The organism is Sphingobium sp. VMM, assembly GCF_056790315.1.
In genome coordinates this window covers 13,606-33,295 of record NZ_JBXGSI010000033.1, presented here as the reverse complement: position 1 = coordinate 33,295, position 19,690 = coordinate 13,606, and the positions used below count along the sequence as shown (strand labels likewise).

The window sequence follows — 19,690 nt, the reverse complement described above, 5'->3', positions numbered from 1 at the left end:
CTCCCGCAACCACAGAAACCGACATACCGGGGCCCCCTGATGCGAAAGCATCGGAGGGGCTGTCGGCATTGGCGCAATTGCGCCGTTCCAGCCATTCCAGGATAGTCCCAAACTCGCCGTGCAGCATGGCGTTGACTTCGCCCCGTTTGGCGCCGGGTGTCAGAACGACGCGCTCGATAAGCGTGCGCAGCGCGTCGGCCGCCTCCTGCCGCTCCTGTGGATGCGCCAGCGCTTCCGCAAAGCGCTCCACCTTGCGGCGATATATCTCCGAGATATTCGGATGGATGTCCGGTACATCGGCCGGAGCCGCAGCGAGCCGGGCGCGAATGGCGTCTTCCTGCGCCTCGAGTTCGAGCAGTTGATCAACAAGCGAACGGGTTCCCTTGCCTTCCGTCGCGAGCGTCACCAGTCCCTTGATAGCTTTGAGGACCTTGTCGAGCTCAGCCCGATCGGCGGTGTCTGTCGCGCGACGCTGGCGATTGATGCGATTGGTTTCTTCGACGCAGGTCCGAATGGCTTCGGCCGCTACTTCGGGACTCATCAACCGGTCACGAAGACCGTCGAGAACGCGCGCCTCCAGCTTGTCGCGCGCAATGCTATGCCCATTGGAACAGCTTCTCGTGTCTATGTGGTTCGAACAGGCAAACCGCCCCTGCCCGCGAAGGGTATAAGACCCACCGCAGCAGCCGCAGTAGACGAGGCCGGACAGCAGGCTCTTTGGGCGATGGGTCCGGTTCATCGCATTGTGGGCCGAGCGCGTCGCCTCGATGACGCCGGCATATTGGATCGCAATATCTTCCTGTCGGGCTTTTACAGCCTGCCAGAGTTCGTCATCCAGGATCCGCAGATGAGGCACGTCGGTAACGATCCACTCGGACTGCGGATTGATACGGGACACGCGCTTGCCGGTCTGGGGGTTCTTCAGATAGCGAAGGCGGTTCCAGACCAGCTTGCCGATATAGAGTTCATTGTTGATCAAGCCTGTGCCACGCTTTGCGTGACCCCGGATCGTGGTCGATGTCCAGAGCTTGCCGGTCGGAGCGGCTATCCCCGCTTCATTGAGGCGGCAGGCAATCGCGTGCGGACTGAGACCATTGGCGAACTGCCGGAAAACCTGACGTACAACTTCCGCTTCAGCGTCGTTGATGGTGCGCTCGCCATGAACGGCTTCGCCCTCACTGGAGAAACGGCGCACGACGTCATAACCGTAACAAAGGCCACCACCCGACTTGCCCTTTTCCACGCGACCACGAAGACCACGGTGGGTCTTCTTGGCAAGATCCTTGAGGAAGAGGGCGTTCATCGTGCCCTTCAGGCCGACATGCAGTTCCGAAACCTCGCCCTCGGCCAGGGTCACAATCTTCACGCCCGCAAACTGAAGGTTCTTGTACAATGTCGCGACATCGGCCTGGTCGCGCGACACACGATCAAGCGCTTCAGCGAGCAGGACATCGAAGCGGCCCATCTGGGCGTCCTGGAGCAGCGCCTGAATGCCGGGTCGCAGGATGACGCTCGCACCCGAGATTGCTGCATCCTTGTAACTACCGACGATGCGCCAGCCTTCGCGCGCAGCCTGTTCGCGGCAGACCAAAAACTGGTCCTCAATGGAAGCTGGGCTCTGCTTGTCATCGGAATAGCGGGCGTAAAGCGCTGCGCGGGTCATTTCTGTCTCCTGGATCGGAGAAAACGTAACATGATCTATTCCTCAGGCCAAACGAGGCACTGTTTGAATACGATCTCTGCTTAAAATGTCGCCCTCTTGTAGTACGGCTTCCATCATCACGACGCCGCTAACGTGCTGGCGGTGAAAACGACACGGGCTATAGAAACCCTCCTGCACTGCCAGCGACACACACAATGTGGCGGCCGTGTGGTGGTGCAGACTGGCGGCCATCGCAGCGATTTCACCGAGGCGACATCGTCGGAACCATGGTCGCCGAGTCGGACGTCAATGACAGAGATTTCAAACGCCAGCGCTGGTCCACGCACCACGCGCAACGATCAAGTCTTGCATGTCGGAAATTCCGACATTACTTTCAGCGGATGTAGTCGAATCGTGCGAGGCTTGAATGGCAACTGTTGCTCCTCCCGCGCCAACCGCTCCCGCCTTTCCCAAGGCGGATGTGATCAAGGCGCTCGTCGATGAATTGCTCGAAGTCGCACGTGTCGAAGCGCAGCTTCGCGGCATTGCGCTACCAAAAGATCAGGGTGGCGCAATGAAGGCGCCGATCGCGCTCGACTCACTTTCGGTCGTAGACACGCTCTGCGTTATCGAGACGGTCATCGGGATCGAACTGCGCGATAATATTGTCCAGACCGGTGGTTACGCTTCGGTGGAGGAAGCGCTCGATCATCTTGTCCCTCGTATCGAGAAAGTCTGGGTGAAGAAAAAAGGATCCAAGCCATGAATGGTATGGCTATCCGGCAGGAGAATGACGAGCTGGAGCGCAAGCAACTGGGTGACCGGCTGCGAGAGGCACGCAAATATCTTGGGCTCAAGCAGGATGAGGTTGCGACCTATCTTAAGATTCCGCGCACCGCCCTTACCGACATCGAAAGCGGTCAGCGACGGGTCGAGGCAATTGAACTCACACGTCTCGCCAAGCTCTATCGCCAGTCAGTTGGCTATTTCACGGGCGAGGACGAAGCTTCGGCAAGCTTGCCGGCGGACGTGGCGCATCTCGCGCGCCGCGTTGCCGATCTCTCGACCGACGACCGCGCTGAACTCAGTCGCTTTGCTGAATATCTGCGCGCGCGGTCAAGTGGGGGACAAGTCTGATCCATGGCTCGGGACTATGACGGCGCGGTGCGCGCGGGGACCATGGCGGCGGGGCGCCTGCATCGCCATCTCGGTACTCAGGCCCTTATCGAGAGCCAGGGAGGTAATATTGATGTGTTCGGGGCGATCCATGCGCTCGGCCTGCCGCTCTTGCTCCGTCCGCTCAAGGGGCTTCTCGGCGCTTATCTGAGCGCGCCGATACCGGGGGTTCTAGTAACGACCGAGCGGCCGATGAGCATCCAGCGCTTCACTGCAGCACACGAACTCGGCCACTTCTCGATGAAGCACGAACCCAGCCTTGACGATGAAAGCATTCTTCGTCGCATGCCGATGAGCCCGGAACCGGGCCAGGCCTTCGAAGAAACCGAAGCCGACGCATTCGCAGTTGCTTTCATGATGCCCAAATGGTTGATCGGCCTGCACTGCGCCCGTCAGGGTTGGCAGGCGAGTGACCTTCGGCGTCCTAATATCGCCTACCAGCTCTCACTGCGCGTCGGCGCGAGCTATGAAGCGACGTGCCGCACGCTCGTCCGCTATGGCATCATCACGACCGCAATCATGCGCGAACTGCTCGATACCCAGCCGCGTAGCCTCAAGGTCGATCTCCTCAAGGATTATCGCCCCGAAAATTATCGCGGCGATGTTTGGCTGCTGACCGAGCGGGACGAGGGCACGCGGCTGGACGGCAGCCGCAATGACCTGTTTGTGCTGCGGCTGCAGGAAAACAGCGGCGGCGGTTACCTCTGGGATCTCGACCAGCTAATCGCCAGCGGATTCGCGGTCGTGCGTGACGAAAGGGAAGCATTCGAGGCCGATGCAATCGGTGGCCCGACCGTCCGCCGCGTCACCGCCGCGCCCGAGGAAGCCCAACGCGGCCGCATGTCGCTGAGCGAGCGGCGCCCTTGGCAGCCGACCATGACCCATGCGAGCCTGACCATCGAGTTCGACCTCACCGGCCCGGAACAGGAAGGCCTGTCACGCGCCGAGCGGCGCCATCTGCTCGAGGCCGCCTGACCCCATGATCGATATCGTGACTGATCTTCGGCCGATGCTCGGCCCTGTCCGCGATCAAGGAGCGCGGCCGACCTGCCTCGCCTTTGCAGCGAGCGACGCGCACGCCGCCTTGCGCAACGGCTGGACGCCGCTTTCCTGCGAGTTCGCTTATTATCACGCGCAACGTCGCGCCAAACGGCCGCATCAGAGCGGCGCGACCTTGTCGGCGATGCTCGAAACACTGCAGATCGACGGTCAGCCGGCCGAAGCTGGCTGGGCCTATCTCGATAAAGTGCCAGACGATATTGCTGCATGGGGGCCGCCGGCGACAGTTGGCCAATGCTTTGGCCGCGATGGTGGCGCTGCCGCCCTTGACCTCCCCAGCATACTTGCCGCGCTTGATCAGCAGCGACCGGTGATGCTGCTCACGAAACTATCACGGTCATTTTACATGCCGGGCTCTCAGGGAGTGATCGATCCGGCCAACGACGAGATGCCGGACGATGATCTCAGACATGCCATCGTAGCGGTCGGCCACGGCACGACCGGTGGCCAGACCGCTCTGCTCGTCCGCAATAGCTGGGGGGATAGCTGGGGCATCGATGGCCATGCCTGGCTCACCGAGAAATTCCTGAAGCCGCGCCTCTTCGCGACGGCAATCCTGACGGGGGATGTCGATGTATCTTCCAGTGCCGCCGCAGCCTGACTGCGTCTCGGCGTGGCGCGAAGCGATTCGCCTTGTCGACCAGCAGCCACAGCATCATGCTTACAATGTGATCATCGACGTCGCCGATCCGTTGTCGCGCGCGAGCCTTGCTGATCCGGCAGTTGCCGCGGTGGACGCCTTTCATCAGACGTACAATGCTAAGCGCATCGAGACGGTTGCCAATACTATCTTCCCGGCCGGGCTCTATCGGCGCTACGGCTTCCCCAAATTCTTCGATCGGTTTAGGCACAATGTGCTGCCCAAGGTACGGGGCAAAAAGCCTACCTGGTCTGGCTATTATTTCGAGCGGATGATGCTGTTGCCGCAGGCACAGGGCGAGCCATTGAATCAGCTCGAAGAAATTATCGGTCGATTGAAGAACCCTAATGTCCGGGCGCTCAACAAGTTCGAACTGAGCGTTTTCGATCCGCTACGCGATGTCGATGATTCGCCATATGGCGGGCAATGCCTGAGTTTTGCGAGCTTCAAGCTCATCGGCGAGGGCGCAGACCGTAGGCTTGGCCTCACCGCTATGTACCGCAACCATTATTATATCGAGAAGCTGCTCGGCAATCTCATTGGCCTCGGCCGCCTGCTCGATTTCGTAGCGACGGAGGCGAAGATCTCTAGGGGCTCGCTGACCATCGTCTCGACCCATGCCAAGATCGACACCGATAAGTGGAACCGCAGCGCGATCCTGCCGATGCTGAGCGCGTGCGATCAGGCGAGCGCGCAACTTCTGGCAACCGCCCCGTAGAGCGGCAGTTCGGGTGAGGCCGGTTCCCGCTCGTTGATGCCATAAAGGTCGAACATGCCGTCGATGAACTCGCGCTGCCCGCCATAGCTTGGGTGACGGATTGCAGTGGTTGGGATATCCAGCCTGTCAAGCGCCAGATGCGCATCGCGTCCGATGGCGACGATGCGCTTTGGATGCACCATGGACACCAGAGCCTGCAAGAGCGGCCAGGTCGCCTCGCGTTCGGCGCGTGTATGGCAGCGATTGGACATGGGATCGCCTTCCTCATGTGGATGAAACGGAAAGACGTTCCACAACATGACAGGTTGGCCGATGCGGCCAAGCACCTGCCAGACGATAGCAGCAGTGCGCTCGGCAATCGCAGGACCTTGGGTAGCGCGCTCCAGCGCGATGCCGCCCATGAGCGCCGCCGCATGGTTCAGATGGATTTCATCAGTCAGCGGCACGCCGGTGCGACGACCGCCGCGATAGCCGAGGTCACGAGCAATCCAGATGGTCTCGACCCGCGCATCTAGCGCCGCAACGAGCACGCGCTCAAGATTGGCGCGCCGCCGGGCAGCGGCGTCGCGGCGGTCGTGAATGGCGCAGCGATCACGCCATGGATTGAACACTGAGGGAAGATCCGCCGCCGCCAGTGCCGAGACGAAGCTTTTGGGGGTCATCACGGCAACTCCTTGATGGTTAGGCGGCGGCGCGCGAAATCGATGCCGATTCGCGCGCGGCGGTTCTTCTGCAGGAAGCGAAACGCCGCATAACCCTGGAGAATTGCCTCTTCCCAGAGCCACAGCGGGCAGTGCTCGGCCTCGTAGCCGGCGACGAATTGGCGAACATGCTTCAACATGTCCAGCGGAAGTCCGCCGGGCTTCACACCTTCGAAGAATTGAAGCTGTTGAGCCTTGCCGAAAAGCCACGATGTTACGCCTTCTTCGATGAGAACCGCGCGGGCGCCGTCTTCGACCTCGTCGAGCTTGGGATCGCTCTTGCGCTTTAGCCGCAGCAGCGCCCGGATCACTGGGGACCATCCCAGCACCGCGACATAGGCATAGTGGAAGACGTCGTGGAACCGATAATCGTCAGGCTCGATCGCATTGTCGGTAAGTCGATCGCCCACATAGACCCCGCTTGACCGCTGAAACACATAAGCTTGGCCGCGCACGGTCCGCTCGTAAATGTCGATTTGCATTTTACGCGGGAGTTGTTCTTCCGGGTCGCAGCCCTCATCGAGCGGCGGCGGATAGAGACGTTCGCGTGGCCAGCGATCGAAGATCTTTTGGAGATTCTTGAGCGCAGCGATTTCAAGCGGAACGCCGGACTCGGTCGCGGCTTGGATCAGCCGGCGCATGACGGTGACTAACAGGTCAGCCATGACCTGGCGACCAGGCTCGCTGGCACCCACCCTGATGAGCGTTCCAACGTCGCCGGCGAGCGCGAGGAGGCTATGCTCGAACTCTGCCGTTGGCGCCTTGGCGATCGGCATGTGGGCGGGCTGTAGTGCGTGAAGGGTCAGCGCACCGTTACCGCCGGCCTTGTGGGTGCCTCCGGGCGCGAGCGCTGCTGTGGCGATATCGCTTAATGCAAGTCGGTAGCGGCGCGACACCGCTGCCAAATACCAGAGGACATCGCCAATCTCCTCCGCGACCGCCTCTGCATAGCCAAGATACGAGGCGGCATCGCGTTGCTTCTTCTTCGCCTCGGTAAGCAGGCTCCCGGTTTCACCGAAGAGGCCGAGCATCGTGAAACCGGCCGTACCTGGCCCCTTGCGCTGATCGGTCCGCGCAGCTTGCCGCGAATATTCTTCGATCGTGAGCGCTTCGTCATCGATCGACATCAGCCGCGCTTCCGCCGGTCGGTGATGGCATCGCCGGGGACCGTCACGCCATAAGCTTTGAGCGCGCGGAGCACGACCATGCGGATCGGCTCGCGGCTGTCGAGCGCGCGTTGCCCAAGGTCGCGCTTTGTGATGGCCGGAACTTGGATTTGAAGATGCTCATCATCCCCCTTTCCATCCGCGTTACCATATTTCATGAAACCATGTAATCATATTTTCATGAAATATGGAAGTGAATTTGCAAATTTTGGCCGTTCGAGTTCAGCGCCCCATCAGCATTGCTAAGCTGCTGCCAGCAATCTATTCGGCCAATGGAAATAAGACGTTAAGCAGTGCCCCATGGGGCCTGGAAAACGGAAATCCGCTCCAACCGGCGCTGGCAAGCGTCGTCGGCTGTGCTGACCCATAATTTAACGGCCGCTGGGTCAGCCCGCCCCGGTGAGATCAACGGTGTTTAATGGGCTCTTCCGGAGCTTCGGTCTCTTTCGCGATGCGCTCTTCATGCAGTTCGCGGGCCATCTGACGCCCGAGAAGGCGGGCCAACCGGATGATCGCGGCATCCGCCTCAGGAGAGATATTCGGTCTGTCGGCAGGCCGGCGCGCTTTCTTTTTCATTGCCGCGCATCCTGTCCGTGCGCGAAATGGGCCGGAATGGACACGGGGAACTGAGTGGCCAGGAGAGGAGGAAGAAAAGCGGGGAGGGGGAAATCACATGAGCGGGCTGCTTCGTCGGAGCGGACAATAGCAGCTGGAGGTTTTGCCCCATCGTGATCCGTGCTAATCTTCTTTCCGGAAAGGCTCTGCTCATGCAGGAAGTTAACGAACCTGATCAGATGGACGGGGCAGCCCCGCAAGCACCGTCTCCGCGTGCTGCGGATTGGTTTTGGCGTCCCTGGTATGCCAAGCTCTACCTGGCCCTGACGCTGCTCTACTGGCTCGGCCTCGAATTCATGATCACTGTCCCCTACGATCAGCTGAACATCCCTCTTGCCAACACGATGGTGCTGCTGATCTTCGTGTTCAATCCGATCACTGTCATCGCAGTGCTGGGATATGGCTTCCTCAAGGCGAAGGTCGCATGCGGGGAATGGGTGATAACGCCGGGACCGCCTTCGCAAAGAACGGGGATCGATCCCTATACCGATCCATCCGACCCTCGATCGGGCGATATCCACTTTCGCCATATCGGCGTGATCCAGGACTGACATCATGGATCCCGCCGCTCTTTAAAGCTCGGATCGCCGTCTTCCATTCCATTGTCGCGATCGAGAAACAGCCGTCCGGAACTCAGGATCGACGACTGCTCTATTGACATGACCGGACCCGTGACATCGACTGTGCCACGGCCAGCATCCGCCTGTCTTAAATACCGGTTTCGCAGACCATCGTTTCCAAGCACCTTCTCGCTGAGTTCCTGGGCAAAAGTCTCTTCGGGACGGCCGGAACGAGCTGCGGCTTTCTCTGCGGATGCGATGGCCTCCCGAACATCATAGTTTACAATGTCGACTGAAGAGCGCGCAGAGACGGCCGCAATACCGCGATCGGAAATGTCGGCGCTCAACTTGCCGGTCAACGAACCTGTGGCACTGCTCTTGGCAACACCGCTCTTGGCGCCATCGCCATCTTTTTCGTCGCTGCCCTTGCTGCCGGAGCCAACGCCGCGCGATGCTGAAGCCGTGAGATCGCCGGAGATGCTCTGACTGTCCGCGGTTGAGTGCTCCGCCGACCGTGAAAGCGACCGCTGCCATCCGGTCTGCACCATGATCGCCGTGACATCGCGCTCCAGCGTATCGGCAACCTGCGGCTTGAGCCGCCAGTTGCCGCGCCGATCCATTTCGAACCCGCCGCGCAGCCAGCTTGCCATGGCGGCCTCACCTTCCTTGCCACTGCCAAGAAAATGCTCGATCGTATCCGGGCCTGCCTGCTTGCCGGCTTCGAACCGCGTGCTGGTGTCGTTGCGCGCCGACTGGCTGAACCCGGTGCTGCTGGAAACGAGCAGATCATTGTGCGCAAAGCTGAGCCGCGCGTGCCCGCCATTGGCGATTGCACCGAGCTGGCCCTCGTTGATGAGGCCGCCGCGCCACATCTGCGCCGCAAGCTCCGGTGTCAGGTTGAGGCTGACATCGCCATTCTGGCTCATCGCGATCTGTCGCTTGGACATCTCAACGCCATGCGCGCGCAGAAGCGCCTGCGTACGGGTGAGACGCTCCTTGTCGACGATTCCGGTCAGCCGCTCGTTGCGGGCGCGGTCGGCGATCCCTTCCGCGCCGCCTTCGGCCATATCGACCTGGTTGCCGGCCGTGCCGGCGAGCGCGCGGATAAAGGAATCGAGCCGCGCGGCCTCACGAACCGATACGCCCGCCGCCGCCGCGCCTTCGGCAAAGCCGGCATTGTCGGCCTGTCGCCGCTGTTCGCCGATCTGCGCATTGCTGCGCACGCCGTCGGGACCGATCTCCCGCTGGGCATCGAGCTTGCCCGAGCGTTCTGCAAAATCGTAGCCCGCCGCCTCACGCGTGCGGCCATAGACACTCGTGCCCTCGCGCGCGGCCTCGGTCGTCGCACCATCCGCCGTGCCAACCTGCACTGCCGCATTGTAGTTCTCCAGCGCGTGCAGAACCTGCGCTTCGCTCCGCCCGGTCGAACGCGACAGCTGGCTGATCGCCGTCGATCGCGCCTCACCGGACAACGCATTGATGAATCCGATGCGCCGACTTGTTTCGGTGACGGAAAGCCCGAGCATCGCGGCCGCCTGCCGCTGCCCCTGATTCCCCCCGGTCCGATGCGCCTGCTCGGTCGCGACATTGCCGCGCTCGACCGCTGCGACCCTGTCGCCGGCATAGTCGCGCCGCCCTTCCATCGCGCCGACCTGCGTCTGCGCCGCAGTCAGGTCGTTGCGCAGCATCTGCTCCTGATCGAAGGCATTGGCTGTCAGCTTCGCGAAGGTCGGATCGGCGCTTGCCTGCCCGATCACGGTAGACGCCTTAAGCGCGGCATCTTTTGCGTCATAGCCGCTGCGCTCGAAATGCCGCTGGGCACCCGATTGCATCATGTCATAGGCACGTTGGTCGCCGAACGCCTTCCACTGCACCATGTTCTGCGCAAAAGCGGCAAAGGCCCGCTCTCCGGATTGCCCTTCCCCGAAGTAGCTCGTGCCGAGTTTACGCAGCGCGTCGCCCTGCGCAAAACCATGGATCGCTGTCGTTGCGGCGTTGCTGCGGATCGCGCGCGCGGTGGCAGGATCGCTCAGATCCCGTCCGACAAGCGCAGGGGACAGCCCGCCCAGTTCCCGCGCGGCATCGGTCCGCCCCAAGCCGAATGCCGCAGTCCCCGCCGCGCCGCCGCCGTGCTCGCCCATGACGGTTCCGGCGGCCCCAAACGCCCGGTCGAGGCCAAAGCTGCTGCGTTCGCCAAAGTCACCGAATCCTGACGAAGCCGAACGCCGCGCCTGGGTACCGCCGGCAGAAGCCTGCGCTTCGAGCGCGGAGGCATAGCCCTCGCTGGTGCCCACCGTCGCCGCCGCCATGCTGCCCTGACCCTGCACGCCGAGCATGCCCGAGGTGAAGGCAGTGAACATATTGCCGGAGAAGCGGAACACAGTGAAGACGAAGGCGCCGGCAAGGCCCGCCGCCGCGGTCCGGAACGAGCCGAAGATCGCGAGCGCCTTCATCGCCGCCGATGGCGCGAGGATCCAGCTGTCGGCCGCGACATTGGTGGCGCGCAATTCCGCCAGCACGTCCATCGCGCGCGCCAGGGTCAGTTGATAGATACCCGCGTCGATGACGCCCCATAGCGCCACGAACACGAACAGCCCCAATGCGAAGCTCGCGACCCTGAGGTTGATCGGCGTCAGGATGAAGAGCAGCGCAATCGGCATCATCATGAGCATGATCGCAAAGACCGAGGCTCGAATGGTCGGCATCCATTCATTGGCGGTTGAGAGCGTCGCCAGGCCGTTGGATTCGATCGCCCGGTTCGCCATCACCCGCGCGGTCGCCGCCGGGGAATCCTCGAACAGGACGTCGCCGACGGTCTGCCCCAGCAGGACGTTTGTCAGGAACTTCTGCCGGCTCATCGATTGCCCCAGCATCATGTCGCCGAGCGCGTCGATCTGCTGGCGACAGCGGTCACGCTGGGTCGCCTGGGTCACGTCGAAGCCGGTACGGGCACAGACCTGGTCGCTATAGGCGTCGAACAACGTGCTGTCAGCTAGCCGATCCGCAATATAACCCCAGGCCGCATCGCAGCTCATCGTCGTCCCGGCCTTGTCACTTGCGGTATAGACCGTCGAAAATGTCGCCGGGCCGGCCATCGCCGCGAACGAGGCGGGAAGGTCGGTCGAGGTCCGGAAGAGCTGATCGTCATCGACGCCATAGGCGGGCGAAACACGCGCCACCGGATAGCATTGCCGCACATAGTCTTTCACTGTCGCATCAAGGAACGTGTCGACGATCGGACTGCGCGGACTGACCGCGTTCAGGAACAGATCGAAGGCATGACCGCCGGCACCGAACTCCAGCTTCGCGTCCGGATCGGTGGTGTTGTCGTCGAACGTCTCGGCAAGCGCGCGCTCCATGAGGTTGGTCACGCCCGCGACCAACACGATGAGATTGGGCACATCGCCGACCGGCTGGTAGGCGTTGCGCACCCGGTCATAGATGTGGACCGTGCCGGTCGTGGCAATCATCCCCACGAACAGGCCAATGCCGATCAGCATCTGGAAGCCGAAGGCGACAAGGCCCATGCCGGAACCCTTGATGCTTGCCAGCACCGCACCCATGGCGATGCCGGCCACCGCGATGATCACGACCAGCGTCTCATAGCGCGGATCGCTGAAGATCATGGCGACGAGGTGGAAGGCATCGACCGTTTCGGCAAAACCGTCCCAGGTATGATAGCTGGCATCGATCGCCAGCGCAGGCGTGGCGCCCAGAAAGCCCAGGAGAGCGACTAGGAGGCGGATGAAGCGGCGCATGACGATCCTCACCGGTTGCGATTGGCATTGGCGCCCGCGGCGTCGCGGGCATCCCGGTCGCGCTGGCGCACGACGCCGGCATAGCTCGCCGACAGGTTCGCCTGGCTCATCGCCGCCATGTAGGACTGGCGCATCTGCGCACGCTGACGCAGAACCTCGTCGCGCAACTCGCGCAATTGCTCGATGCCCTTGGTCAGGATGCGGGTCTGGCAGATGTTGGTGTTCTCGGCATCAGCGGCACCCGCGGTGGTCGCACCGCGCTCCGCATTCTGCAGCGCGAAGTCGATCGACCGGGTGAGGTCGTTGAGCATCTGATAGGCAAGGGTGAGCGCGACCAGTTCGTCAGTATCGGCGATCACGCTGTCGGTCAGGCCCTGCCGCACACCCCATTCCAGAAGACGATAGACCGGCAGGGTCCGCACATTGGCGACGAACTGCTTTTCTTCAGTGGTCAGTGCTGACCGCGTCCGGATCTTGGCCGCGACCGTCTCCATCCTTTCCCGCGCCAGCACCAACGCCCCGCGTCCGGCGCCGTTTACCGAGCAATCCGCGGCGGTCGCGGGGATGTTGAGCGCACGGGTCGGGACGCGGCCGGTCAGGAAATCGTCGGCGCTCTCGGTATCCTGGCGCGGGCAGGCGGGAATGGCCGAGAAGATCGGCACCTTGTCGTTCGCATCCCAGCGCATGTAGACGTCACCCACCCGGGCACGCATCACGCCGGCCCAGTCGGATGCGCCGACCCGCGCCGCGGCATGCGCGAGCAGCGAGCCGGTCTTGAAAATGTCCGTGACCTCCGCCGGGCAATTGGCGAGCGCGTCCTTCAGGTCCTCGGTTGGATTGCCCTTGTTGGCCTGGATCTTCTCGCGGCTCTGCTGCCAGCTATTGGCATAGCCTTCGCGGATCGACTTGTAGCCGGTCATCTCCTCGACGATGCCGGACATGTTGTCGTCGCCCTTGGCGATCTGGACCATGCGGTTGGCGAGCCGGCAGTCGTTCACCTGGATCGAGTTCAGGAAATTGGTCGCCGCCTCCATCTTCGAGAGGATATTTCCCATCTTCTCGTCCAGCGTTTCAAGAAGATACTGGAAGGCGACCGCCGGCGCGGCCTGGAGGATCGTCTCCAGCTTCTGCACCAGATAGTCGGGGTCGAGAAACGACATGCCGCCCAGAAACATGTCGATGCCGCCGCAGCCGGCCTTCACCTTGGGCAGGGTCAGGCTCATCAGATAATCGTCATGGACATCGACCCGGCCGGACATTCCGCCCGCGGTCACATAGCCGCGGGTCTGGTCCTCGAAGCTGCCCGGCGAGGTGTAGGTAACATTGTCGAACCAGCTCTCGGCCCAGCTTTGCGCATGCGCTGGAACGGCCTGGCCACACGAGGCGGCGATCAGGCAAAAGGCAAGGGTCGAACGACGAACATGATGTCCCATGGCAGGCTTCCTGGTGAGGAGGAAGGGTGACGCCGCCCCGCCATGATCAGCGTCCCTTCGGGCTGGAGGAGGCCGGCGCCCTCACGCCGACGATCCCGGTGAATTTCGACATGGCGCGCACACCGACAGCAGCCCGGGCGCCGTTGAGCATCCGGGCGGCAAGCCAGGCATTGCGCGCGATATTGGCTTCGTGATTGGTGCCGATCGCAATGGGCACCATGCGGTTCGGGTCGGTAACGGGTCGCACCCAGGCAACAGGGTTCCCGACCCACGGGAGACCGAGCCGACCCGAACGGAGCATCGCCTCCTGTGCGCCGATGGTCCGAACCTGCCAGCCGTACTGCGCGCGGAATGCCTGAAGTTTTGTCCAGAGATCGCCGCAGGGCAGGCAGTCCGGCGCGGTGCTGATCTCGATCACGTAAAGCGATGCCTGGCTACGCAGCATGGTCTGGAAGTCAGGGGGAAAGTCACGGGTGACCGGTACACGGGAAAGCCACAGGCGCAGGTCGGCGGGCGTCGATACCGGATGGACTGCGGCCCGCATCGCCGCTTCCCGGCTTATCTGCTGGGCATCGCCGATCACGGGCACCGCCAGCCAGGGCAGGATCACCATGGCTGTCGTAAGCCGAACTCGCCCGTGGCGCCTCACGGCCTGGGCTCCCTTGCATCGATGAGATCACCGCCCAGCACGCGCGGATCGGTCGAAGAAACCGGCCCATTGGCCAGCGCGTCGAAGAACCCGTTCTCTTCGCCGGCACCGGTCAGCCATTGCTCAGGCCGGATATCGCCGCTCAGCAACCTGACCGCCTGATAGGCCATCTGCGCAATGTTGGGATAGGTTTCGACCCCGGCGGCGATCACCATGCGCTGGGCACTGTTCCTGCGAATGACCATGGTGGTGGGCGTCACTTCGACCCCGAAACGTTGCCCCAGCTCGGGTTTGCGGTCGAGGTCCATGAGGCTGACCTGCCAGCCCATCTCGTCCTGGAAACGCTGCACGATCGGCCACTGCACCTTGCAGTAACCGCAGGAGGTGCGGGCGAACATGACCAGCGCGAACTCTCCGGCATGCGCGCGCAGATACTGGCGGCGCACCTGGTCCTTCTGCGCGCCGAGCGCATCGCGGGCCTCGCCGACCAGAGGATTGGCGGCTCTCGCATTGAGCTCGGGATGGGTCAGCATGGCAAGCTGGGTGACGCCGGCGAAGGCACGGGCCTTGCGCCGCGCGAAATCCTGCAGGCGCCAGAAATCGGCGACGGCGTCGATGGTGAGCACGGTCGCGGCATAGTCGCGCTGCTGTTCGATCAGTGTGCGGATCTTCGGCGGTGTCCAGGTCGCCAGTTCGGCCATAGGCGGGATTACCGGCTTCACCAGAGCTTGCGCGTCGGGCTTCTTCTGCTCTGCCGTGGGCGGTGCCTGGTACCACCAGTAGCCGCGCGCTTCGCGATCCGCGGCTCCCGTGGATTGCGCGGCCGCCGATCCTGCCAGGAGAAGGGCCGCGCCTGCTATCGTAGCGAGCCGTTTCACAGCAGCTTCTCCATCCGGGTGAGGCGATCGATGGCGACCGGACCATAATAACGGCTGTCATATCCGTCGGGATGGCTCGACCCGACGAAGATCATGCCTTCCGGAATATTGGGGCTTGCCGGCTGCCAGTGGCTGAGCGCTTTGCCGCTGCGCGTCGCAGGCTTGCTGACACCCACCAGCCGGTCATTGCAATAATACCAGCCATTGCGGCCCGGGCCGAGACTTGCGGGTTTCTCGACCATTACGATCCGGTCGCCAGGCATGCACAGCGCATATTTGGTGACGCCGACGGGCCTGGGACCGGCAATCGCATCGGCGAGCGTGAAGGAGACGAGATCGCCGCGATGCACAGGCCCGGAAGAGCGGTGCACCACCCAGGCATCGATCGAAGGCGTCATGACCAGGGTGATCTGCGGCATCGTTACCCAAGCGAAAAGGCCGATCGGCAGTACGATCCCATAGGCCTTGAAGAGCTGGGCGGGCCGCGCCGGTTGTCCAAGACCGCTCGCGCCCAGCGCTACGGCCGCCCGCAGCGGCAGATCCTTGAGGTCGCGCCACGCGCGCTTACCGCCGTGCCAGATGAGCGAGAGCATCCCGCACCTCCTCCCTGCCGCCGAGGCGGCCATATTCCTCGAGAAGCCCGGACAAGGCGGCATCGCCCTGAACCAGATGCGCCGAACGAGGGCTCGCCTCGTCGCGTTGGCAATAGGGGAGCGTCGGATCGCCGGGGATCATCGCCAGCGCGGGAACCCGGGCGACGCCATGTTGCCGAAACACCAGCGGATCGACGATCAGCTGCACGTCCCGCATGGCGCAGGCCGGGCCTTCGCAGCCCGGATCGCGCCGCAGGATGGCGGCAGACAGCTTCGCCATCGGCGCCACTTGCCGCATCCCGCCCGGCATCCCGCGAAACGCCATGACCCCTCCGGCACTTTCGAGCTGCCCGGCATATGTGCGCAATGTCTCGATCGGCATCGACGAGGACACGAACAGGACCGGCACCCAGCGTTTGCTCATGCCGGGCGAAACCACTCCGGCCAGCGCTGCCTGTTCCGGCTGCTCCAGCCCGAGCGCCTGCGCAATCCGGCGACTGGCGGCGTCGCGCTCAGCTACCAGGCGCTCGCGGGCGTCGGCGATGTCTGCCTGCGCGCGTTTCGCCATATCCGGATCGTTCCTGCGTGCCTTGAGCCCCTCGAAAGCCCTGCGCTTCGCTGCGGCGTCGGGCCTGGCAGGCAGAACGGGCGAGGGGACGGACGTGGCCTTCACCTTGCCGGCCGCGCGTTTCATCCGCTCCAGCGCAGCTGCGCCTTCATCCTGGATGCGCGCGCGGGCATTTTCGTTATCCGGTTGATCGCTCCCGGCCTGCTGCTCAGCGGCCCAGACCGAAGCGGGTGCCGATAGGGGCGCAAGCATGAGCTCTGCCAGAAGCAGGGCGCGCCTAGTTGCTGATCGTCTGCACATAGGCATCGATCTTGTCCTTCATGTCGATCTGGATTTCGGATTGGGCGCGGGCTTCCACCTCCGCATAATATTCGGAGAGGTCCATCCGCGAGAAATCGAGCGCCTGGAACTCCTCGGGCGTGAAGCCCCGGCAATAGGGGTTCTTCGGCGTGCCCCAACCGATGGCGTTGAAGGCCTTCAGCTGCGGACGCCCCTGTTCCTGTATGATCCGGCCAAGCTTGGTGTTGAAGCAGCAATGGCCCCGGGCCTTCTGCACGCAGACCCCTAAGATCTTCGAGGAGCAATAGCTGCCGACCTCATGGCACATGCCTGAACCGCGCAGCATGCCCACTTCCATATCCTGTTGATCACAGCCCTGGAGCAGCACCTCGATCATGAAATTGACCGCGAGGCTGATTGCGATCGAGGTGGGATCGATGCCGACGATAATCGCATTGGCGCCGGCGCTGGCTGCCTGGCTCGCGGTCGCGCCTGCCTTGAAGGCTGTGTAGGCGGCTTTCATGCCGGTGAAGACGCCCTTGGCGACCGCGATCTTGGTCGAGATGGACGAGATCGAGCCGCCCATGCCGTCTTTTACGATCTTGCCCTTGTCCTTGCAGCAATTGGAGAAGGTCGTCTTGAGGCCGGCAGGACGGCAACGTGCGGCGCGGCCGGAAAATATCTCGATCGTGCCCAGGCAATTGCCCTCGGCATCGACGGCGCCATCGGCTTCGACACCTGGATCATCGACCGCCGGGTCATCGACGATCGGGTTGGCGCTGGTGTCGATGCAGGCATTGGCCGAGCAGGCCGGCGCGCCGCCACTGGCCGGCACCTCGCAGCCATATTGATCGCCAAGCGGGCAGTGCAGGGCGCCTGAGACGTCGGCCTCGCACATCGTCTGGCCGATCGGGCACATCCAGCCGCCCGATGCCGTCAGATGGCAGCTCGCCGTCTCGCCATCATCGGCCGCATCGCCATTGCCGTTGAGGTCGACCGCGCACAACTGCTGCGCCGCGGCTTTCGACGGGCACAATAGCATGCCTGCCATCAGCATCAGGGCTCCGGCGAGCAGGGATATACGCGCGCTCATCGCACGCTACTCGTGCAGACGAGGTCAGCGCCGCCCAGGCGCACGGTTTGCATCATCACCGCCGCCTCGGGGAAATCGTCGAGGCAGCCGCAGCCCTGCACGAGTTCCTCGCCTTCACCGGCCGGGCAGACATTGCTGTCCTGGCACGCGTGATAGACATAGTCCCAGCCCGTCGGACTGGTCTGCTTCGCGCCGGTCACGCCGTCGGGCGCGGCGGCCGTGTTGACCATTGCCTTGCGGGTCTTGCAGATCGGCTCGCAGGCATTGACGCTGCCGCGGTCGGGCAGGGCAAAATTGCGCGTCGTCAGGCTATAGCTCCCGTCGGCGGTTTTGACCCGGTCAGCGAGCAACGTCTCGGTCGAATGATCGATGATATAGGCGCCGCGCGAGACATCCGGTTGCGCCGCCTGTCCCAGGTCCACTTTGCACCGGTAACCACGCTCACGCAGGAAGAAGTCGCGGGTGATCTGGAAGGAACAGGCGCCCGTTCCGAAAAGCCGGGTCTGCGGCAAGGGCGACAGGCCGGTGTTGACGCCGCTGCGGAAGGTGGCGACCCCGTCCACCACTTCGTCCTGCAGCCGGCATGTATCGTTCGAGGCATAGGCGCCGCAGGTATCGACGAGTTGCTCGGTCGTCTTGCAGCCGGCGTCCACATTGGCCTCGATCGACGCATAGGCTTCGCCGCCATCGGCGACCGCGACCCGCAGCCAGATGTCGTGATCGCCCTGTGTCATCCGCGAGGTGAGATCAAGGCCGGGGTAGACATAGAAGGCGCCCTTCTTCTCGCATTTGCCGGGCGGCAACCCCATCCCGGTCCAGCTTTGCGGACCCGAACCGACCAGTTCGCCATCGACACGGATCTGGGCCCAGTCGTCAGCGCCGAAGCGGGTCAGCAGCACCTGTTGGAGCCGATCGGCCTCCTTGACCCGCAACGTCATGTGGAAATCGAAGATCGAGCAGGAGCCGCCGGAAAGGCTGTTGTCCGCTGGCGAACCCATGAGGAACGTCAGATTGTCGGCGCTCGAGGCATAGGTCGCATAGCCGCCCGAGACCCGATCGATGATCTTGTCCGCGGTAATTTCCTCCTGCGTGATCTGACGGGTGATCGTGCAGCTACGGCTCACTTCGGAGGTGCCGGCGCCGGTCGACGAGGCCGACAGCGCCTGGAAGACACTGCTCGCCTCTGCGGCGGCATAGGCGTCGCCGGCAATGGCGTTCGGATTGGCCTTGTACGCCGTGGCGCCGATCTGGGGCTGCGCCGCGCAGGCGGTCGTCTGCGCGCCGGTGTAGCGGATCACCGGCCCGTCGATGGATGCCTGCGCAATGCCGATCCGCGCATCGCCGCTGGTGAGCGCGCCGACGACCCCGCCGCCAAGGTCCTTCAGCACTGAGGCCATGTTGCCCCAGACCAGATTGCTGCCGCAGCTATTGTTGACGCAGTAACAGCCGGCGAGATCGGTCAGTTCGACTTCGCTGAGCTTGAGCGATCCGGTGGCAGAGGTATCCCAGCGGAAGAAGCGGCAGGCGTCCCAGGTGCCGGGCGTACAGGAGATGATCCCGTTGGCGCAGATGCCCGAGGCAGGAACGGGCAGGGTCAGCGCCTCGTCAAAACTGCCGTCGAGATCCCTGTCGCGCGAGATGCTGAGCGTGCCGATGTCGCCGGTCGCATTGGGCTGGGCGAGCAGTTCCAGCATTGTCGCGCTTTTCTGGCAGGCCAGGTTGGGCGTGAACGTCTTAGAGGAATCGATCGTGCTGATCGTCTGCCCGGCAAGACCCGGGGTCACGTAATTCTCGAGAATGGCATCGCTGTCCGCGCTTTTTTCGCGCGCGGCGGCCGCGGCGGCACGAGCCCGGTCTTCCGCCGTCTGCCCATAGGAAGGGATGGGCAGGCACAGCGCTGCGACAAGAGCGAGGGCAGGACGCCTCATGGCCGGATCTCGCTCGGTATGATCAGCCGGGAACCGCGGCGCAGCCGGAACAGAAGCACCCCGCCAGCGGGCGCGGTAAATTCCGCGCGGAACACCGCCTGTCCTTCGAAAACGGTCAGCGTGGCCACGACGACAGACGGCGAGGAGGGGCGCACCGCCTGTCCATCGTCTGTATTCACGGCCACGCCGACCGCCCGACCAGCGCCGCAGGGGGGATGCGACGCTGGTCTAACC

At 63.2% G+C, this 19,690-nt stretch carries 20 protein-coding genes; 6 read left to right on the top strand and 14 right to left on the bottom strand.

What is annotated here, in order from left to right; all coding sequences use genetic code 11:
- Window positions 1–1,663: recombinase family protein (locus ACUCV3_RS26020; RefSeq protein ID WP_482241382.1), on the bottom strand; the 1,663-nt coding region annotated here is incomplete at its 3' end.
- A gap of 406 nt (window positions 1,664–2,069) precedes the next feature.
- Between ACUCV3_RS26020 and ACUCV3_RS26015 the strand changes: the two genes are divergently transcribed.
- Genes ACUCV3_RS26015 through ACUCV3_RS25995 form a run of 5 tightly spaced genes read left to right on the top strand, consistent with a single transcriptional unit; the run spans window position 2,070 to window position 5,235 of the window.
- Complete coding sequence (locus ACUCV3_RS26015) at window positions 2,070–2,408, top strand: hypothetical protein (RefSeq protein ID WP_482241381.1); 339 nt, start codon at window positions 2,070–2,072, stop codon at window positions 2,406–2,408.
- Window positions 2,405–2,779 carry a helix-turn-helix domain-containing protein gene (locus ACUCV3_RS26010; protein ID WP_482241380.1) on the top strand — a complete coding sequence of 125 codons (375 nt, stop codon included), beginning with the start codon at window positions 2,405–2,407 and terminating at the stop codon, window positions 2,777–2,779. Before ACUCV3_RS26015 ends, ACUCV3_RS26010 begins: the two co-directional genes overlap by 4 nt.
- 42 nt (window positions 2,780–2,821) lie before the next feature.
- On the top strand, window positions 2,822–3,793 hold the full coding sequence (locus ACUCV3_RS26005) for an ImmA/IrrE family metallo-endopeptidase (RefSeq protein ID WP_482241379.1): 972 nt from the start codon (window positions 2,822–2,824) through the stop codon (window positions 3,791–3,793).
- Window positions 3,794–3,797: 4 nt separating this feature from the next.
- The gene (locus ACUCV3_RS26000) at window positions 3,798–4,478 is read left to right on the top strand and encodes a C1 family peptidase (RefSeq protein ID WP_482241378.1); all 681 of its coding nucleotides are present in this window, start codon (window positions 3,798–3,800) and stop codon (window positions 4,476–4,478) included.
- Window positions 4,450–5,235 carry a hypothetical protein gene (locus ACUCV3_RS25995; RefSeq protein WP_482241377.1) on the top strand — a complete coding sequence of 262 codons (786 nt, stop codon included), beginning with the start codon at window positions 4,450–4,452 and terminating at the stop codon, window positions 5,233–5,235. Before ACUCV3_RS26000 ends, ACUCV3_RS25995 begins: the two co-directional genes overlap by 29 nt.
- Here the strand turns inward: ACUCV3_RS25995 and ACUCV3_RS25990 are convergent.
- The 4 genes from ACUCV3_RS25990 to ACUCV3_RS25975 all read right to left on the bottom strand — a co-directional run bounded on the left by ACUCV3_RS25990 (window position 5,199) and on the right by ACUCV3_RS25975 (window position 7,678).
- Window positions 5,199–5,897: a uracil-DNA glycosylase gene (locus ACUCV3_RS25990; protein WP_482241376.1), complete on the bottom strand. Its 699-nt coding sequence runs from the start codon at window positions 5,895–5,897 to the stop codon at window positions 5,199–5,201. The genes ACUCV3_RS25995 and ACUCV3_RS25990 overlap by 37 nt on opposite strands.
- The gene (locus tag ACUCV3_RS25985) at window positions 5,897–7,063 is read right to left on the bottom strand and encodes a pyrophosphatase (protein ID WP_482241375.1); all 1,167 of its coding nucleotides are present in this window, start codon (window positions 7,061–7,063) and stop codon (window positions 5,897–5,899) included. The genes ACUCV3_RS25990 and ACUCV3_RS25985 overlap by 1 nt, the downstream gene beginning before the upstream one ends.
- A complete protein-coding gene (locus ACUCV3_RS25980; protein WP_482241374.1) occupies window positions 7,063–7,260 on the bottom strand; it encodes a hypothetical protein in 198 nt (65 codons plus the stop codon). Before ACUCV3_RS25980 ends, ACUCV3_RS25985 begins: the two co-directional genes overlap by 1 nt.
- A 247-nt stretch (window positions 7,261–7,507) precedes the next feature.
- Window positions 7,508–7,678 (bottom strand): hypothetical protein, encoded by a 171-nt coding sequence (locus ACUCV3_RS25975; RefSeq protein WP_482241373.1) that lies wholly within the window; start codon window positions 7,676–7,678, stop codon window positions 7,508–7,510.
- A 191-nt stretch (window positions 7,679–7,869) separates the two neighbouring features.
- Here ACUCV3_RS25975 and ACUCV3_RS25970 point away from each other — a divergent pair, with 191 nt between their 5' ends.
- The gene (locus ACUCV3_RS25970) at window positions 7,870–8,268 is read left to right on the top strand and encodes a hypothetical protein (RefSeq protein ID WP_482241372.1); all 399 of its coding nucleotides are present in this window, start codon (window positions 7,870–7,872) and stop codon (window positions 8,266–8,268) included.
- A gap of 2 nt (window positions 8,269–8,270) precedes the next feature.
- Here the strand turns inward: ACUCV3_RS25970 and ACUCV3_RS25965 are convergent, their stop codons facing one another.
- The 9 genes from ACUCV3_RS25965 to ACUCV3_RS25925 all read right to left on the bottom strand — a co-directional run bounded on the left by ACUCV3_RS25965 (window position 8,271) and on the right by ACUCV3_RS25925 (window position 19,641).
- Window positions 8,271–12,035, bottom strand: coding sequence for a conjugal transfer protein TraG N-terminal domain-containing protein (locus ACUCV3_RS25965; RefSeq protein WP_482241371.1), 3,765 nt, complete (start codon window positions 12,033–12,035; stop codon window positions 8,271–8,273).
- A gap of 8 nt (window positions 12,036–12,043) precedes the next feature.
- A complete protein-coding gene (locus tag ACUCV3_RS25960) occupies window positions 12,044–13,468 on the bottom strand; it encodes a conjugal transfer protein TraH (protein ID WP_482241370.1) in 1,425 nt (474 codons plus the stop codon).
- A gap of 46 nt (window positions 13,469–13,514) precedes the next feature.
- On the bottom strand, window positions 13,515–14,081 hold the full coding sequence (locus ACUCV3_RS25955) for a thioredoxin domain-containing protein (RefSeq protein WP_482241369.1): 567 nt from the start codon (window positions 14,079–14,081) through the stop codon (window positions 13,515–13,517).
- A 32-nt stretch (window positions 14,082–14,113) separates the two neighbouring features.
- Window positions 14,114–14,995 (bottom strand): conjugal transfer protein TraF, encoded by an 882-nt coding sequence (locus ACUCV3_RS25950; RefSeq protein ID WP_482241368.1) that lies wholly within the window; start codon window positions 14,993–14,995, stop codon window positions 14,114–14,116.
- Window positions 14,992–15,588 carry a S26 family signal peptidase gene (locus ACUCV3_RS25945; protein ID WP_482241367.1) on the bottom strand — a complete coding sequence of 199 codons (597 nt, stop codon included), beginning with the start codon at window positions 15,586–15,588 and terminating at the stop codon, window positions 14,992–14,994. The genes ACUCV3_RS25950 and ACUCV3_RS25945 overlap by 4 nt, the downstream gene beginning before the upstream one ends.
- Complete coding sequence (locus tag ACUCV3_RS25940) at window positions 15,560–16,282, bottom strand: type-F conjugative transfer system pilin assembly protein TrbC (protein ID WP_482241366.1); 723 nt, start codon at window positions 16,280–16,282, stop codon at window positions 15,560–15,562. Before ACUCV3_RS25940 ends, ACUCV3_RS25945 begins: the two co-directional genes overlap by 29 nt.
- 151 nt (window positions 16,283–16,433) lie before the next feature.
- Window positions 16,434–17,528 carry a conjugal transfer protein TraN gene (gene traN, locus ACUCV3_RS25935; protein WP_482241365.1) on the bottom strand — a complete coding sequence of 365 codons (1,095 nt, stop codon included), beginning with the start codon at window positions 17,526–17,528 and terminating at the stop codon, window positions 16,434–16,436.
- A complete protein-coding gene (locus ACUCV3_RS25930; RefSeq protein ID WP_482241364.1) occupies window positions 17,525–19,456 on the bottom strand; it encodes a hypothetical protein in 1,932 nt (643 codons plus the stop codon). Before ACUCV3_RS25930 ends, traN begins: the two co-directional genes overlap by 4 nt.
- Window positions 19,453–19,641 carry a hypothetical protein gene (locus ACUCV3_RS25925; RefSeq protein WP_232313652.1) on the bottom strand — a complete coding sequence of 63 codons (189 nt, stop codon included), beginning with the start codon at window positions 19,639–19,641 and terminating at the stop codon, window positions 19,453–19,455. Before ACUCV3_RS25925 ends, ACUCV3_RS25930 begins: the two co-directional genes overlap by 4 nt.
- Window positions 19,642–19,690: the final 49 nt, after the last annotated feature.